The organism is Lacrimispora amygdalina, assembly GCF_900205965.1.
Taxonomy (GTDB): domain Bacteria; phylum Bacillota; class Clostridia; order Lachnospirales; family Lachnospiraceae; genus Lacrimispora; species Lacrimispora amygdalina_A.
Genome location: NZ_OAOF01000003.1, coordinates 44,865 through 61,904 on the forward strand (window position 1 = coordinate 44,865; position 17,040 = coordinate 61,904).

At 44.8% G+C, this 17,040-nt stretch carries 14 protein-coding genes and 1 riboswitch; of the genes, 13 read left to right on the forward strand and 1 reads right to left on the reverse strand.

All coding sequences use genetic code 11. The annotated features are described in order from the left end of the window. Positions 1 to 77 precede the first annotated feature (77 nt). The 12 genes from CRO04_RS05070 (at position 78) to CRO04_RS05125 (ending at position 15,038) form a co-directional block, all read left to right on the forward strand. Positions 78 to 1,370: a UDP-N-acetylglucosamine 1-carboxyvinyltransferase gene (locus CRO04_RS05070; protein ID WP_097003154.1), complete on the forward strand. Its 1,293-nt coding sequence runs from the start codon at positions 78 to 80 to the stop codon at positions 1,368 to 1,370. Between the two features lie 50 nt (positions 1,371 to 1,420). Continuing rightward, positions 1,421 to 2,344, forward strand: coding sequence for a nucleotidyltransferase family protein (locus CRO04_RS05075; protein ID WP_097003474.1), 924 nt, complete (start codon positions 1,421 to 1,423; stop codon positions 2,342 to 2,344). Positions 2,345 to 2,445: 101 nt separating this feature from the next. Continuing rightward, a riboswitch (SAM riboswitch) is annotated at positions 2,446 to 2,575 on the forward strand. An 89-nt stretch (positions 2,576 to 2,664) separates the two neighbouring features. Further along, positions 2,665 to 3,852 (forward strand): methionine adenosyltransferase, encoded by a 1,188-nt coding sequence (gene metK, locus CRO04_RS05080; protein WP_097003155.1) that lies wholly within the window; start codon positions 2,665 to 2,667, stop codon positions 3,850 to 3,852. A 254-nt stretch (positions 3,853 to 4,106) separates the two neighbouring features. Next, positions 4,107 to 5,489, forward strand: coding sequence for a PTS mannitol transporter subunit IICB (locus tag CRO04_RS05085; RefSeq protein WP_097003156.1), 1,383 nt, complete (start codon positions 4,107 to 4,109; stop codon positions 5,487 to 5,489). 98 nt (positions 5,490 to 5,587) lie between these two features. Continuing rightward, positions 5,588 to 6,919 (forward strand): PTS mannitol transporter subunit IICB, encoded by a 1,332-nt coding sequence (locus CRO04_RS05090; protein WP_097003157.1) that lies wholly within the window; start codon positions 5,588 to 5,590, stop codon positions 6,917 to 6,919. A 1-nt stretch (position 6,920) separates the two neighbouring features. Then, entirely contained in the window at positions 6,921 to 9,026 is a 2,106-nt protein-coding gene (locus tag CRO04_RS05095; protein WP_097003158.1) for a BglG family transcription antiterminator, read from the forward strand. A 162-nt stretch (positions 9,027 to 9,188) separates the two neighbouring features. Continuing rightward, positions 9,189 to 9,656 carry a PTS sugar transporter subunit IIA gene (locus tag CRO04_RS05100; protein ID WP_097003159.1) on the forward strand — a complete coding sequence of 156 codons (468 nt, stop codon included), beginning with the start codon at positions 9,189 to 9,191 and terminating at the stop codon, positions 9,654 to 9,656. Continuing rightward, complete coding sequence (pfkB, locus tag CRO04_RS05105; protein ID WP_097003160.1) at positions 9,656 to 10,585, forward strand: 1-phosphofructokinase; 930 nt, start codon at positions 9,656 to 9,658, stop codon at positions 10,583 to 10,585. Before CRO04_RS05100 ends, pfkB begins: the two co-directional genes overlap by 1 nt. A 36-nt stretch (positions 10,586 to 10,621) precedes the next feature. Beyond that, a complete protein-coding gene (locus CRO04_RS05110) occupies positions 10,622 to 11,896 on the forward strand; it encodes a zinc-binding dehydrogenase (protein WP_097003161.1) in 1,275 nt (424 codons plus the stop codon). A gap of 264 nt (positions 11,897 to 12,160) precedes the next feature. Then, positions 12,161 to 13,591, forward strand: a complete 1,431-nt coding sequence (locus CRO04_RS05115) for a sensor histidine kinase (RefSeq protein WP_207654408.1) — start codon at positions 12,161 to 12,163, stop codon at positions 13,589 to 13,591. After that, positions 13,588 to 14,277, forward strand: a complete 690-nt coding sequence (locus tag CRO04_RS05120; protein ID WP_097003163.1) for a response regulator transcription factor — start codon at positions 13,588 to 13,590, stop codon at positions 14,275 to 14,277. Before CRO04_RS05115 ends, CRO04_RS05120 begins: the two co-directional genes overlap by 4 nt. Before the next feature lie 2 nt (positions 14,278 to 14,279). Continuing rightward, positions 14,280 to 15,038 carry a DUF6062 family protein gene (locus CRO04_RS05125; RefSeq protein ID WP_097003164.1) on the forward strand — a complete coding sequence of 253 codons (759 nt, stop codon included), beginning with the start codon at positions 14,280 to 14,282 and terminating at the stop codon, positions 15,036 to 15,038. Positions 15,039 to 15,052: 14 nt separating this feature from the next. Here CRO04_RS05125 and CRO04_RS05130 read toward each other — a convergent pair whose 3' ends face one another. Continuing rightward, positions 15,053 to 15,898 carry an AraC family transcriptional regulator gene (locus tag CRO04_RS05130; protein WP_097003165.1) on the reverse strand — a complete coding sequence of 282 codons (846 nt, stop codon included), beginning with the start codon at positions 15,896 to 15,898 and terminating at the stop codon, positions 15,053 to 15,055. A 120-nt stretch (positions 15,899 to 16,018) separates the two neighbouring features. Here CRO04_RS05130 and CRO04_RS05135 point away from each other — a divergent pair, with 120 nt between their 5' ends. Further along, positions 16,019 to 17,038, forward strand: a complete 1,020-nt coding sequence (locus tag CRO04_RS05135) for a Gfo/Idh/MocA family protein (protein WP_097003166.1) — start codon at positions 16,019 to 16,021, stop codon at positions 17,036 to 17,038. Positions 17,039 to 17,040: the final 2 nt, after the last annotated feature.

Below are 17,040 nucleotides of genomic sequence, written 5' to 3' on the forward strand. Positions count from 1 at the left end.
GATATGTTATAATCATTTAAGGTGAATGTTAGTAATTAAGAGTTTTGTAATAGATAAAAGATAGTCAGAGGTGTGAAATGGAGCAGTATATTATGAAAGGCGGCAATCCCCTGGTGGGAGAAGTGACCATAGGAGGAGCCAAGAATGCCGCTTTGGGAATTCTTGCAGCAGCGATCATGACAGATGAGGATGTGCTGATTGATAATCTGCCTGATGTGAATGATATAAATGTATTACTGGAAGCAATCGAAGAAATTGGAGCTACGGTAGAGAGAATTGACAGACATACAGTCCGCATTAATGGGAAGACAATCCGTGAAGTAGCGGTAGATGATGAATATATCCGAAGAATCAGGGCTTCGTACTATTTTATCGGAGCAATGCTGGGAAAGTATAAAAGTGCCCAGGTTCCTCTTCCGGGAGGCTGCAACATTGGAAGCAGACCCATTGACCAGCATTTAAAAGGGTTCCGTGCACTGGGAGCCGATGTAAAGATTGAACGCGGAGCAGTAATTGCCCATGCCATCGATCTGGTAGCAAGCCATATCTATCTCGATGTGGTCAGCGTAGGCGCTACCATTAATATTATGATGGCCGCAACTCTGGCAGAAGGACAGACCATTCTGGAGAACGTGGCTAAGGAACCCCACGTGGTTGACGTTGCTAACTTCTTAAACAGTATGGGTGCCAATATTAAGGGTGCCGGTACGGATACCATTCGTATTAAAGGCGTAACCAGGCTGCATGGTACAGAGTACTCCATTATCCCCGATCAGATTGAGGCCGGTACATTCATGTGTGCTGCGGCAATCACACGGGGAGATGTTATGGTTAAGAATGTAATTCCCAAGCATCTGGAAGCGATTACGGCCAAGCTGTTGGAGATGGGCTGTGAAGTCGTGGAATTTGACGATGCAGTCCGTGTAGTAGGAAAGATCAGTCAGAAGCATACAGATATCAAGACACTTCCATATCCGGGATTCCCTACCGATATGCAGCCGCAGATGGCAGTAACCCTTGCTTTGGCAGGCGGTACCAGCGTAGTTACTGAAAGCATATTTGAGAACCGTTTCCGCTATGTAGATGAGCTCTCACGCATGGGCGCCAACATAAAGGTGGAAGGCAATGTGGCAGTCATTGACGGTGTAACCGGTTTAACCGGAGCCTTTGTGAATGCTCCCGATTTACGGGCAGGAGCAGCACTGGTGATTGCAGGTCTTGCAGCAGATGGATATACCGTAGTGGATGAAATCGGTTATATACAAAGAGGTTATGAATGTTTTGAAGATAAGCTTCAGGGTCTGGGTGCCATGATTGAAAAGGTGGACTCAGAAAAAGAAGCTCAGAAATTTAAATTAAAAGTAGGCTAGGCGGGGGATTTCCCCGCCGTTTTGCTTAGCAGGAGGAAGGGACTTTGGACATGAGAAAGAAACCGGTGCTTGTGATTATGGCTGCGGGTATGGGCAGCCGGTACGGAGGATTAAAGCAGATTGATCCGGTGGATGCTTACGGTAATAAAATTATTGATTTTTCTATTTATGATGCGGTGGAGGCCGGCTTTGAAAAAGTGGTTTTCATTATCAAAAAGGCAATAGAAAAGGAATTTAAGGAACACATTGGCGACCGTATGGCTGCGCATGTAAAGGTGGATTACGTCTATCAGGAACTGTTTAAGCTGCCTGAAGGATATGAAGTGCCGGACGGACGGGTAAAGCCCTGGGGAACAGGGCATGCGATTCTGTGCTGTGAAGAAGTGATTGATGGTCCTTTTGCTGTAATCAATGCTGATGATTACTATGGAAAAGGGGCATTTGTTTCTGTTTTCAATTTTCTGTCCGGTGTCAGAGAAGAGAATAAATACCAGTTTTCCATGGTTGGATATCAGCTTTACAACACACTGACAGAGAATGGTCATGTAGCCAGAGGTGTCTGCACAGTTTCAGAAGACGGACATCTGTCCGATATCTGTGAGCGGACCAGAATTGAAAAACATGAAGAGAAAGCGGAATTTACGGAAGATAACGGTGCATCCTGGACTCCACTTTCGCAAGATACCCTTGTATCCATGAATTTGTGGGGATTTACAGAGAGTATACTAAAGGAACTAAAAGACCGATTCCCTGTTTTCTTAAACAGGGAGTTAAAGACGAACCCGCTTAAATGTGAGTACTTCCTTCCGTTTGTGGTTGATGAGCTTTTAAAAGAGGGGAAAGCAGAAGTAACGGTGCTTAAAAGTACAGACCGCTGGTACGGCGTCACCTATCAGGAAGATAAAAAGACAGTGGTAGATGCCATTGCCGGATTTAAGGCAGCAGGCCTTTATCCGGAAAGGCTATGGGAGTAGTGAAAATTGGTAAGGCTATTGACATATGCCCGTTATTAGAGTAGAATGAAAAAGCAGATATCATAACTGCTAATTGAATAACAAATGAAAAGTCGTAATATCCCTTATTCAGAGTGATGGAGATACAAAGGATCTGTGAAGTCACGGCAACCCCGGTCGGTTTTATGGTGTTTTTTACCATGAGGAACGTCTGGAAGGTGCCAACCTGAGCGAGAAATCGAGCAATAAGAGGATTTGATACTAAGTTGAATCAAGTCCGCGTTGCTGCGGACTTTTCTTTTTGTTATTCCCCCATGTGAACCAGAGGAGGAAATGACAACATGGAAAAATTATTATTTACATCCGAGTCCGTTACTGAAGGACATCCGGATAAAATGTGTGATCAGATTTCTGACGCAATTCTTGATGAGATGTTAAGACAGGACCCGATGAGCCGGGTAGCCTGTGAGACCTGCACCACCACCGGTCTGGTTATGGTTATGGGTGAGATTACCACCCAGGCATATGTGGACATTCAGAAGGTAGTGCGTGAAACGGTAAGAGGAATCGGCTATAACCGTGCAAAATACGGATTTGACTGTGACACATGCGGAGTGATTGTAGCTCTGGATGAACAGTCAAAGGATATAGCAATGGGGGTTGACCGTGCCCTGGAAGCAAAAGAGAATAAGATGTCAGAAGAAGAAATCGATGCCATCGGAGCCGGAGATCAGGGTATGATGTTCGGTTACGCCAGCAACGAGACAGAAGAATATATGCCATATCCGATTGCGCTTGCACACAAGCTTGCACTTCAGCTTACTAAAGTCCGCAAGAACGGAACCTTAACGTACCTCCGTCCGGATGGAAAAACCCAGGTGACGGTTGAATATGATGAGAACGGCAGCCCGCTGCGTCTTGATGCGGTGGTATTATCCACCCAGCATGATGAGGATGTCAGCCAGGAGCAGATTCACAAAGATATCAAAAAATATGTATTCGATGAGATTCTTCCGGCTGAGCTGGTAGATGAACACACGAAATTTTTTATTAATCCTACCGGCCGTTTTGTAATTGGCGGTCCCCAGGGAGACAGCGGTCTTACCGGCCGTAAAATCATTGTAGACACGTATGGCGGCTATGCCCGTCACGGCGGCGGTGCATTTTCCGGAAAAGACTGTACCAAGGTAGACCGTTCCGCAGCATATGCAGCCCGTTATGTAGCGAAAAACATCGTGGCAGCCGGTCTTGCAGATAAGTGTGAGATTCAGTTATCCTACGCCATCGGAGTGGCTCACCCTACTTCCATCATGGCAGATACCTTCGGTACAGGAAAAGTAAGCAATGAAAAGCTGGTTGAGATTATCCGTGAAAACTTCGACTTACGTCCGGCCGGTATTATTAAGATGCTGGATTTACGCCGCCCGATCTATAAACAGACCGCGGCTTACGGACATTTTGGAAGAAACGATTTAGATTTACCATGGGAAAAGCTTGATAAGGTTTCCCTGTTAAAAGAATATTTATAGTTATTATTATGAGAGGGATGCCGCAAAACAGCTGATTTACAGCTGTGTGCGGCATCTTTCTTTTTATAGATTAACCGGGGGATGAACCGTTTTTAATATTTGGCACTAAAACTAGCGCCAAATCCCTGTTACTTCGTGTTGAAATTTAAAGCTCAGATTGATTATAATAAGGCTATGAAAAGGAAATGATTGGCCAATCATACCTTCCACAAATTACACAGTAAATACTATATCATAAAGTGAGGGTATGTAAAATGAAAGAGAAGGTACAAGTATTTGGCCGCTTTTTAAGCGGTATGGTAATGCCTAACATCGGTGCATTTATTGCATGGGGACTGATTACGGCATTGTTTATCCCAACTGGCTGGTATCCGAATGAAGCCATCGGGGCTCTGGTTTCACCTATGGCCAGCACGCTTCTGCCGCTTTTGATCGCCTATACAGGCGGTACGGCTGTTTATGGCCAGAGGGGTGGCGTTATCGGTGCAATCACAGCCATGGGCGTAATTGTTGGTTCCAGTGTACCTATGTTTATGGGGGCAATGATCGTGGGACCGCTCAGTGCCTGGGTAATTAAAAAGTTTGACAGTAAAATAGAGGGGAAGGTCCCTGCAGGCTTTGAAATGCTGGTTAATAACTTTTCCCTGGGTATCATCGGTGCAATCTTAACTGCAATTGCTCTGAAGGGAGTTGCACCTTTTGTAGAGGTGATGAACCGGGTGATGGAATCAGGTGTTGGGTTCTTTGTGGATCATAAGCTGCTTCCATTGGCAAGCGTCTTTATTGAGCCGGCTAAGATCCTGTTCTTAAACAATGCTGTCAACCATGGAATACTTTCTCCTATGGGAATCCAGCAGGTAGAAGAAATGGGAAAATCCATCTTCTTTCTGCTTGAAGCAAACCCTGGTCCTGGACTTGGTATATTACTGGCTTACTGTATTGCTGGTAAGGGAACTGCCAGAAGCTCAGCACCAGGCGCAATCATCATTCACTTTTTAGGTGGAATCCATGAGATCTATTTTCCTTACATCCTGATGAATCCTCTATTACTTCTGGCGGTTATTTCAGGTGGAGCCAGTGGAATTTTTGTGTTCCAGCTCCTGGGTGTAGGATTAACCTCACCCGCATCTCCAGGAAGCATCCTGGCTGTTCTTGCAATGACACCAAGAGGCGGATATTTAGGTACGCTGGCAGGTGTTACAGTAGCTGCTGCTGTTTCATTCCTTGTGGCTCTTCCTCTGCTTCGGTTTACAGGAAAAAGTGGAGATCTTGATGAATCCAGGGATAAAGTTAAGAAGATGAAACAGGAGTCCAAAGGGAATCAGACAGTAGAAACGAAAACCGTATCAAACAGTGCTGTTAAAAAAATTGTGTTTGCCTGTGATGCAGGTATGGGATCCAGTGCTATGGGTGCCACTGTTCTGAAAAAAAAGCTGGCTGCAGCAGGATTCGGAGACATTGAAGTGGTTCACTCTCCGGTATCCTCAATTCCAACAGATGCACAGATTGTTGTAACGCATAAGGAATTGAAGGAGCGTGCGGCTCACAGTAATCCTGAGGCGCAGCTGGTTCTGATCACTAACTTTCTGGCAGCTCCGGAATATGACCAGCTGGTGGAATCATTAAAAAGTAATTAGATAAAATTAAAAAAATATAGACGTTCTGGTATCAGATTGTATCCCATGGTATAATACTAATAAAACTATACAATGGGTACAAAAGGGGAACTTCAAAGATGAAATTAGCGCGGAGAGTACTGAAGTATTACAGCAGGGTGATCGCTGAAAGCATACCTTTGTTTGTGACAGCAGGACTGCTGTCAGTCTTTTCAGCTGGCATATTCCAGAATGAGCACTTGTATGAAATGTCTAAAATTTTGTCTTCTCTGGTGATTCCGGTGTTTATGGGATATAAAGCGGGCACTATGTGCGGCGGGGAAGTCGGCGGTTTAGCCGGCACCCTTGCCGCTTCTGTTGTTGTTATGGCAGAGCCTGTCTCTGCCATGATTCTGGCTGTCACAGCCGGTGGTATCGCCGGTTTTTTATGCAAAAAAGGGCTGGATCGGATTAAAAACTGGATTCCTTCCGGCTTTGAGATGCTCTTTAGCAACTTATATATAGCATCTTTAGGGCTGCTCGCCGGAGGCGCCGCCTATATTTTGCTGATCCCGAAGGCAGAATGGCTGCTGGGATTGTTGGGGAATGGATTATCATTTCTGATAAACATGGGAATTATCCCTTTTATCAGCTTTGTGGTAGAGCCCCTGAAAATTATTTTTTTCAATAACTGGATCAATCACGGCATTTTTCTGCCGCTGGGATTGGAACAGTTGAAAAATCAGGGTAGTTCCATTTTGTTTCTTCTGGAGACCAATCCAGGACCGGGATTTGGAATCCTTCTTGCATATACCCTGGTTAACCGGAACATGAGAAAGCCAATGGTTTCCAGCATGATTATTCAGTTTCTGGGAGGGATTCATGAGGTTTATTTCCCCTATATACTATCAGATATACGATTACTGGGGGGAGCCATCGCGGGCAGCATCGTTGGAAATTACTGCTTCATGATAACAGGCAGCGGACTGATGGGACCGGCTTCACCTGGCAGCATTATTACCATACTGATTATGGCGGACAAAAAGCATTGGCTGGGGATTGTTATGGGGGTTTCCATCTCCGCTGCGGTGAGCTGTCTTTTGTCATGCCTGATTTTATCCGGTAAAAGGAGGGAACCAGCCATAGATAAAGAAAAAGAACAAAAGGGTGAAGAGATGCCCATTAAGAGAGTGGAACATGCCAGAATATATTTTGTTTGTGACGTAGGATTGGGCTCCAGTGCAATGGCCAGTGCCATTTTTAAGAAAAAACTGAGACTGGAGGGACTGACGGGTATAGAGGTATACCATGTGTCGGCTGACCGGATTCCGGCTGATGCAGATGCAATTGTCTGCCAGAAGGATTTCGCCCGTTCCCTGCCGGAAACTAATATTTTATGCTTTACGGTGGACAATTTAACAGATATGTCTGGTTATAAGGAACTCCTGAACTGGTTAATGGGAGGTGGATGAGATGGCGGGTAGTGATTTTACGCCCAGAATGCAGCAAATTGTTCTGGCTCTGCTGAAAGAGCAGGGGCCAGTTCCTGTGAAGCAGCTTGCAGACCAGATTCATATCAGCAAGAGAACGGTGCAAAGGGAGCTGGAGTATATTCCCAGGGCACTTAAGAAATATGGTCTGACCTTTTGCTCCAAAACAGGGACTGGCATCTGGCTGGAAGGAGACAGGACCCGGATGGAAGCCTTACAGGCGGAACTTGAAGCTGATGATGCCCTTGACGTTTCTGACCGAATGGAACGCCAGAAGCGTCTGGTTCTGGAAATTCTAAAGGATAAGACGTTAAAAAAGCTGTATTATTATAGTGATTTATTCGGGGTCAGCGAGGCCACTGTCAGCTCGGATTTAGAGGCGGTCAAAGGATGGTTTCACAAGTATCATCTGGAAATAAAGAGAAAGCCGGGATACGGTGTGTTCATTGAAGGCAGTGAACGGGATTTCCGCCAGGCCCTCAGAGTGTTTATCGATGAAAACATTCATACAGATATGATACAGGGGATGTATGAAGACCGGAACCAGTCTGTGTTAAATGTTATTCAGAACAAAAGTGAGAGAAATATCTACAGAATCCTGGACGATGACATTGTAAAACGGGTGATTGCCTGCATCTTAAGAATACGGGATAAACGAATCCTGAATCTGACACAGGATTCCTACCTTGGTCTGGTGATCCATGTGGCGATTGCCGTGAACCGGATCCGCCGGCAGGAGATCATTGAAGAAGATCCCCTTATGGCAGATTTTCTGCAGAAAGACCAGGATTATGATCTGGCTGAAACCATAACCAGATCCCTGGAAGAAGAGTTTCAGATTCAGATTCCGGAAATTGAATGTGCCTATATCTGCCTTCACATCAAAGGCTCTAAGATTCAGCAGTTAAATGTTGACGAGAAGTCAAGAAGTGAAATTGAGGAATCCAGGGAGCTGTGGGAGGTGGTCAATGAAATGATCGACAGCTATAACGACGGGATTGCTTATTTGCTGAAGCAGGATGAAGAATTTGTGATACAGGGACTGATTGCCCATTTAAAGCCGACTCTGGTTCGCCTTGCCAATGGCATGAAGATCCAGAATCCTTTGCTGGATCAGATCAAACGGGATTATCCGGCTATATTTGAGCGTTGCAGGTCCGTTGCCAGGGTAATTGAAAAACGATATGGATATGAGGTACCGGAGCCGGAGATCGGATTTCTTGCCGTACACTTCGGTGCAGCTGAGGTGCGGATGGAAAGCAGAAGGGAAAGCCGCAGAAAGGTGAATATAGGGATCGTCTGTGCCAGTGGGATCGGAATTTCGCGGCTTATGTCTTCCAGGATTGCCAGAGATTTTTCAGACAGAGTGGAACTGTCTGTTTATGGTATGGCAGACTTATCTCCCTATGTGCTCAGTAAGACGGATTTCTTTGTGTCCACAGTACCATTAAAGGAGACGGCGGACATCCTGTATGTAAGCCCCCTGCTTTCTGCTGAAGAAATGGAACGGATTGCAGGTAAAGTGCGCCAGTGTGAATATATGCCTAAAAAGAAGGATAACAAGGAGTTTACCATACAGCTTGACCAGGTGAATTTTATGGCGGTTCAGATTAAAAGTATTATCAGGCTCATGGAATACCAGCGGGTGGACAATGGAATCACCTTTGAGGAACTGCTGATAGCCGTCAGTGAGAGACTGGCTTCCTACGCAGACCGTCAGATCATGATCCAGGAGGATTTAATGAGGAGAGAACGGCTTAGCAGCCAGATTTTCCCTGACTTTGGCTTTGCCCTGCTTCATGCAAGAACGGAGGGGGTGGTAAAGCCGGTATTTTCCGTTTGCCAGACAAAAGACGGAACACCGTTTTGTGACCCTTATTTTAAAGGGGTATGTGTTGTGCTGGTTATGCTGGTGCCAAAGGATGACCATGCAGCAGAAAACAGTGAGATCCTGGGGGTATTAAGCGAGCGGCTGATTGAGGAGGAGAAGTTTTTAGAGGCTGTGAGGCATGGGGGAAAAGAGGAGATAAGAACCTTTGTTTCCCATTATTTAAATCAATATTTCAGACATTATCTCGATAAGATGTGAGGAATAAAAGCTGTAAAACCAGGTCCGGGAAGGGCCTGGTTTTTTTCGTACATTTAGTTTTGGCGCCATTTGATGGCGCCAAATGCCATTTTGTTTTCGTTGAAAAAGATAAGATACCAGCCCTATAATTTAAATAGAACACCAGCAGAGGAGGGGAATCACGTGTTTGGATACGGGAAAAAAAATAAAGAAAAAAATGCAGAACTTCTGGAACTTGGAAATATCCGATTGAATTGCAGACCTGGAGATAAAGAGACAGTCATACGAGAAGTGGGGAGAATGCTTTGCGAAAGTGGCTGCGTGGATGAGTCCTATATAGAGGCAATGCTTCTGCGGGAACTGACCTTTCCTACGAACATCGGCAATGGAATCGCACTTCCTCACGGTGTTGAGGAAGCAAAAAAAAGCATCAGACACTCCGGTATTGCAGTCATGGTTTTTCCTGACGGAACAGACTGGGGAGGAGAGATGGTGAAGCTGGTCATAGGGATCGCAGGGGTAGGTGAGGAGCATTTAGAGATACTTTCTGTAATTGCACAGTGCCTTGCAGATCCGGCTGATGTGGACAGGATCACCAGTTGCAGTGCACAGGAAATCTATACCATGTTTACCGGGAAGGGGTGTTTTTAATGATCGTTACAGTAACCATGAATCCAGCCATTGATAAAACAGTGGATATTGGAAGATTTGAACGGGGAGATTTAAACAGAATAAAGCGTGTGGAAGTGGATGCCGGAGGAAAAGGCATTAACGTTTCCAAGACAATCAGGGAATTAGGTGGAGAAAGTATTGCCACAGGTTTTGTGGGGGGAACCAGTGGAACCATCATCAGACAGGTCATGACGGACCTTAGCCTTAAGACTGATTTTGTAGATGTAAAAGGGGAGACGAGAACGAATTTAAAGGTGGTGGAGGAAACCGGAGAGGTGACCGAGCTTAATGAGCCTGGACCGGAGGTGTCAAAGGAACAGCTTGATGATCTGCTTAACAGGCTGGACAGCTATGCAAACCCGGATACTCTGTTTGTACTGGCAGGAAGCATACCGGCGGGAATACCAACGGATATATACCGCAGGATTACGGAGATGGTTCATCAAAAAGGGGCAAAGGTTTTACTGGATGCAGACGGCGCGTTGTTTTCTGAATCCTTAAAAGGAAAGCCGGATATGTTAAAGCCCAACCGTTCAGAACTGGAACGGCATTATCAGATGGATTACAGAGCTTCCGAGCAGGAACTGGTATCCATGGGGGAAAAGCTTCTTAATCACGGAGCTTCCATGGCTGCGATATCCCTTGGACAGATGGGAGCCATTTTTTTAACAAATGAAAAACGGTATCGTTGTCCCGGGCTTAAGGTAAAAGCCCATTCCACCGTAGGCGCCGGGGATGCCCTGGTTGCTGCCATGGCATACAGCTGGGATAAAAAGCTTCCTCTTGAAACATGCATTCGTTTATGCATGGGGGCTTCTGCAGGTGCAGTTACCAGCATTGGAACAAAGCCGCCTCACCGAAGTCTGGTGGATGAACTGGTGAAGCAGGTACAACTGTTGGAAATTTAATGTCTAAATTCATAAGTAAGGTTGGAGGATGAAAATATGAAAACAAAAGCGGTAAGAATGTATGGAACAGATGATTTAAGACTGGAGGAGTTTGAACTTCCGCAGATTAAGGAAGATGAGATTCTTGTAAAAATTTTAAGCGACAGTATCTGTATGTCCACCTACAAGCTGGTAAAGCAGGGTAAAAAGCATAAAAGGGCACCTCAGAATATGGATACCAATCCGGTGATTGTCGGTCATGAATGCTCTGGGCTGATCGTAGAGGTTGGGAACAAGTGGAAGGATCAGTTCCAGCCAGGTCAGAAGTTTTCTCTGCAGCCAGCGTTAAATTACAAAGGAAAGCTGGATTCGCCGGGATATTCTTATGAATTCTGCGGAGGTGCCTGTACTTACTGCATCATGCCAAACGAGGTTATGGAGCTGGGCTGCCTTCTTGATTATACAGGGGAGAGCTTCTTTGAAGCCTCACTGGGAGAGCCGATGAGCTGTATCATTGGCGGATTCCATGCCAATTATCATACAAACAAAAGAAATTATGATCATGCCATGGGAACTAAAACTGATGGAAACATCCTGATTATGGGAGGATGCGGTCCCATGGGACTGGGAGCAGTAAGCTATGGCCTGCAGTTTGAAAATAAACCAAAAAGGATTGTAGTTACAGATATCAGCGACGAACGGATCGCCCGGGCAAAGGAAGTGATTTCCGAGGAGTCTGCCCTGGAGAGAGGAATTGAGCTTCTTTATGTTAATACAGCCAAAATGGGTGATCCCATTGCGGAACTGATGGCCATCACTGAGGGTCATGGCTATGATGACGTATTTGTTTATGTCCCTGTTAAAGAAGTGGCGGAAATGGGAGATAAGCTGCTGGCCTTTGACGGCTGCATGAACTTTTTTGCAGGTCCTTCCGACAGCCAGTTTAAGGCGGAAATTAATCTTTACAACTGCCACTACACAAGCACCCATATTATGGGAACTACAGGCGGTAATACAGATGATCTGGTAGAGGCAAATCTGCTGTCTGCCAAAGGAGCCATTGAAGCGGCTGTTATGGTAACCCATGTGGGTGGAATTGACAGCATTGCAGAGGCGACTAAAAATCTGCCTTCCATACCCGGAGGGAAAAAGCTTACCTATACTCAATTTGATATGCCTTTAACAGCCATTGACGATTTTGAAGAGCTGGGAAAGACCGATCCGCTGTTTAAAAAACTCAGTGAATCCTGTAAAGCCCATAAGGGATTATGGAATGGGGAAGCGGAAAAGATCCTTTTTGAGCATTTTGGGATTGATCCAAAGGAATTATAAATAAAGAAGTGTTAGGAATTAACCATGCTGCATCCTTTCTCTTGTGAGAGGGTGCAGCTTTTATTTATGGAAAAACCCGCGACTTTAAATTTTAGAATTGTTTTATAAATTTTGAGAGCTTTGTGTGTTATAATACTTTACATATTAATTATTATTTATTAAATATTATATTAACGAAGACGTGGGAGAGACGAAAAGGTGAAACTAAAATTAAGAACACGCCTGGTCGTAGCGTTTATAATCATAACAGTCATTCCTCTGACCATGATTTTTGCCGTAGTGACAGGTTTGAGAAGCTATCAGATGAGTGCTTTCAGCAAAGCCTATAATTTAAAAGAGCGTGTGGATCTTTTATCCGGCAATTCCCTGCAGATTTTTAACCGTCTGACCAGAGAAGAGCAAAAGGAGATCAGCGGGATCTTAAAAAGTGATCCTGACCGGTTTGTCGATCAGGATTTTTTACAGAAACTGAATGAAAATCTGACTTCCAAGTATGCGTATATGATAGTGCGCAAAGGAGATACTCTGATCTATGACGGTAACAGTCATATTACCCAGGGGCTTTATGAACAGCTGCCCAGGTATGAAGAGATAGACAGCACTCTGGACGGAGCGATTTATCTGGACGGAGAGACACAGCATCTTGTTAAGCAGATGGACTTCCTTTATTCAGACAATGAAAAGGGAAGTGTATTTATCGTGTCCAATGTAGACGGACTTCTTCCTGAAATAAAGGTTATGATGGCAGAGATGCTGTTTGCAGCTATTATGATCATATTATTTACGGATGCAATTCTAATGATGTGGGTATACCGGTCAGTTGTAAGTCCTTTGGGACGGCTTCAGGTTGCCACCAAGAAGATCAAGGACGGAAACCTGGATTTTAACCTTGAGGTAGAGAATGATGATGAGATCGGTCAGCTCTGCCAGGATTTTGAAGAGATGAGAATCCGCTTAAAGGAATCAGCGGAGGAAAAGGTGCAGTACGACAAAGAGAACAAGGAACTGATCAGCAATATTTCCCATGATCTAAAGACTCCCATAACTGCCATCAAAGGATATGTGGAGGGGATTATGGATGGGGTTGCCTCATCACCTGAGAAGCTGGACCGTTATATCCGTACAATCTACAATAAAGCCAACGATATGGATAAACTGATTGATGAACTGACCTTTTATTCCAAGATTGATACCAACAAGATTCCTTATACGTTTTCCAAAATCAATGTGTCCAATTATTTTGGTGACTGCATCGACGAGGTAGGGCTTGAGATGGAGGCCAGAAGCATTGAGCTTGGTTATTTTAACTATGTAGATAATGATGTGATTATAATAGCAGATGCAGAGCAGATGCGAAGGGTCATCAACAACATTATCAGCAATTCTGTAAAATATATGGATAAGAAAAGCGGCATCATCAATATCCGGATTAAGGATGTGGGTGATTTTATACAGGTGGAGATTGAAGACAATGGAAGGGGAATTCCTGCTAAGGACTTACCCAGCATTTTTGACCGCTTCTACCGGACTGATTCCTCAAGAAATTCTTCCCAGGGAGGAAGCGGAATTGGTCTGTCCATCGTTAAGAAAATTATTGAGGATCATGGGGGCAGAATCTGGGCCACCAGCAAGGAAGGAATTGGAACTGAAATACACTTTGTTTTAAGAAAATACCAGGAGGTCATGCAGGAATGAGCAGAATATTGATTGTGGAAGACGAAGAGAGCATTGCAGAGCTGGAGAAGGATTATCTGGAGTTAAGCGGATTTGAAGTCGAGATTGAAAATGACGGAGAAGAAGGGCTTAAGCTGGCGCTCCATGAGGATTTTGATTTACTCATTCTGGATCTGATGCTTCCTGGAGTGGATGGATTTGAGATATGCAGGAAGGTCCGTGAAGTGAAGAACACCCCCATTATCATGGTATCTGCTAAAAAAGAGGATATTGATAAAATCAGAGGGCTGGGTCTTGGTGCAGATGATTATATTACAAAGCCATTTTCTCCCAGTGAGATGGTTGCCCGGGTTAAGGCTCATCTTGCCCGCTATGAGCGTCTGATTGGCAGCGGTATGCCGGACAATGAGATGATTGAGATCCGCGGTCTGAAGATTGATAAGACTGCCAGGCGCGTATGGGTGAACGGAGAGGAGAAGAACTTCACCACCAAGGAATTCGATCTTCTTACATTCCTGGCCCAGAATCCCAACCATGTTTATACCAAAGAAGAGCTGTTTAATAAAATCTGGGATATGGAATCCATCGGGGATATTGCCACAGTTACAGTTCATATAAAGAAGATTCGGGAAAAGATAGAATTCAATACGGCAAAACCCCAGTATATAGAGACAATCTGGGGAGTTGGTTACCGCTTTAAGGTGTAGGAATGAAGGAAAAATTATACGAGATACCCATGAATGACGCCATAGATGCCAATGACGAATGCCCTTTCTGCTATCTTGAACAGAAAGGGGAAGAAGAGCTGATGGATTTTGTGCTGGGATCCTGTGCTTCTTATATGGAGAGTGATACCAGAGAGAAGACAGACCGTGCAGGTTTCTGCCGGATTCATCAGAGACGGATGTTTGAATATGGCAATGCACTTGGGAATGGCTGGATATTAAAGACATATTATAAGAAACTGATCGCAGAGATGCAGGAAGAGTTTAAGACGTTTTCCCCCGGGAAAAAATCTCTGAAGGACCGGATCACCGGTAAGAAGGCAGAGGAAACCCCTCTCTCCCGGTGGATCGGGGAAAAAGAGAAAACCTGCTATATCTGTGACCGTTCCTGTGAGCTGCATGAACGGTATATAGCAACGTTTTTTCATCTGTACAAAAAGGATGCCGGCTTCACAGAGAAGATAAAAAGCAGCAAAGGCTTTTGTCTCCATCATTTTGGAGATCTGATGAAAGGTGCAGACCGGTGTTTAAACGACGAAGAGCGCGGGAAGTTCTATTCTGTGGTATTCCCCCTTATGCTTCAGAATATGGAGCGGGTTTCCGGTGATATTGACTGGTTTATCGAAAAGTATGATTATCTGAACCGGGACGCTGACTGGAAACAGTCAAAGGATGCCGTTCAGCGTGGGATGCAAAAGATCAGGGGTGGATACCCTGCAAATCCTCCTTATAAGCAAAGATAACCTGTTTTGTATTATTACGGATTGAGACGCTTAAATTGTCCCGGTGTACAGCCCGTTGTCTGGCGGAAGGTTCGTATAAAGTTGGAATAGTCGTTAAATCCTGACAGATGGCAGGCTTCTGAGACTGTGTGTCCCTTTAGAAGCAGTTCCTTAGCAAGAGCCACCCGTTTTACCACAATATACTGGAAGATACTGCTTTCCGTCTCTGATTTGAATAAATGACTTAAGTAATATTTATCAAGTGAGAGGGCAAGTGAGATGGTATCTAAAGAAAGCGGTTCTGTTAAGTGTCCGTCAATATAATTCATGATTGCCTGGGCACGATGGGGCCTTGGCGCTGTTTTCACAGAGCCTGTACTCTGCCATGCCTGATTGATGAGTATTAAAATCTGTATCACAGTCGTTAATGCTGTTAAATCGCTGCCATATATGCAGCGTTTTTTTATTGCCTTTTCCAGATTGTGTGCCATGGAAATTAAAAGGTCATAATCTGCCTTAGACAGCAGGACCAGATTGTTTTTCCCCGGATCTCGATGGAAACAGTTTAAGAGATTGGTTGATGGGGTACAATAAGGCCGTATATACGAAGGATTTACGTGAATGACCAGTCTGGTAAAGGGTTCGCTTGAGGTGTTGATCGCTTTATGGATCTCCCGGTTGGAGAAAAGAATTAAATTGCCGGGATTCATATCGTAGCATGCATTCTCCACAAAATACTGGATATGACCGTTTACCAGCAGATAAATCTCATGGCTGTTATGCATATGAAAATCTACATTTCCCGCCATGTTGCTGGTTGTAAAATCACAGCTTATGGGATCGGAAAATTCGCTGTAATGATATGGGCTTTCCTTTTTCATCGGACCTCCTTAAATAGACAATCTGCGCATATTTCTAGTCAATCTGCGCAAACAATTTGCGTTAAAATAAGTATATAATAAATTTATAGAAGTGACAAGACAAAGAAAAGAGGAGTGATTATGGTTCGGGTTGGAGTGATTGGCTGCGGAAACATTGGGAGGGTCCATTCCTTGGTTTTAAAGGAATTAAAAGAAGTCAGACTTTGTGCCATGGCTGATATCCGTATAGAAAGGGCACAGGAATTCTGCCGCCAGTATACGGAAGGAAAAGGACATGCTTATGAATCAATAGAAGAGATGCTTGAAAAGGAAGAATTGGATGGAGTACATATCTGTACGCCTCATTACTGTCATGTTCCCATGGCTGTAATGGCCTTGGAGAAGGGGGTTCACGTATTTATGGAAAAGCCTCCGGCCATCAGCAGGGATCAGTTTGAACAGTTAAAAGAAGCATCAATAAACAGCAGCGGCAGGCTTGGAATCTGCTTTCAGAACCGGTATAACGAGACGACCGGAAAAGTCTCTGAACTGATTGAGGAGGGCAGAATCGGTGCTATAAGGGGAGGAAGGGCATTTGTTACCTGGCACAGGGATGCTTCCTATTACACAGAAAGCGGCTGGAGAGGCAGGCTTGATACAGAGGGCGGTGGAGCCCTCATGAACCAGTCCATTCATGCCCTTGACTTATTGCTTCACTGGCTGGGAAAACCGGTCAGGACAGAGGCATCCATGAGAAACCATCACTTAAGCGGGATTGTGGAGGTTGAGGATACTCTTGAAGCTTATATGGAGTTCACGCAGGGGAAAGAACCGGTGAGGGCCAGCTTTTATGCAACCACAGCCTATGTAAATGATGCACCGGTACTGATTGAACTTGCAGGGGAAAGAGGGTTTATCAGGGTGGAAGGAGATACGGTTACTTGTCAGGAAGCAGGAGATACCGAAACCTTTATATGGCGTTCACCCAAAGGCCGGGTACCTGGAAAAGCCTACTGGGGCAGTGGACATGAGGCCTGCATTCACGATTTTTATGACTGTGTCAATACAGGAAAGGTTTTCAGGAATGATCTGGAGTCGGTCCGACTTACATTTGATACCATGATGGATATCTATGAATCAGCAGAAAGCGAGGAAAAATAACA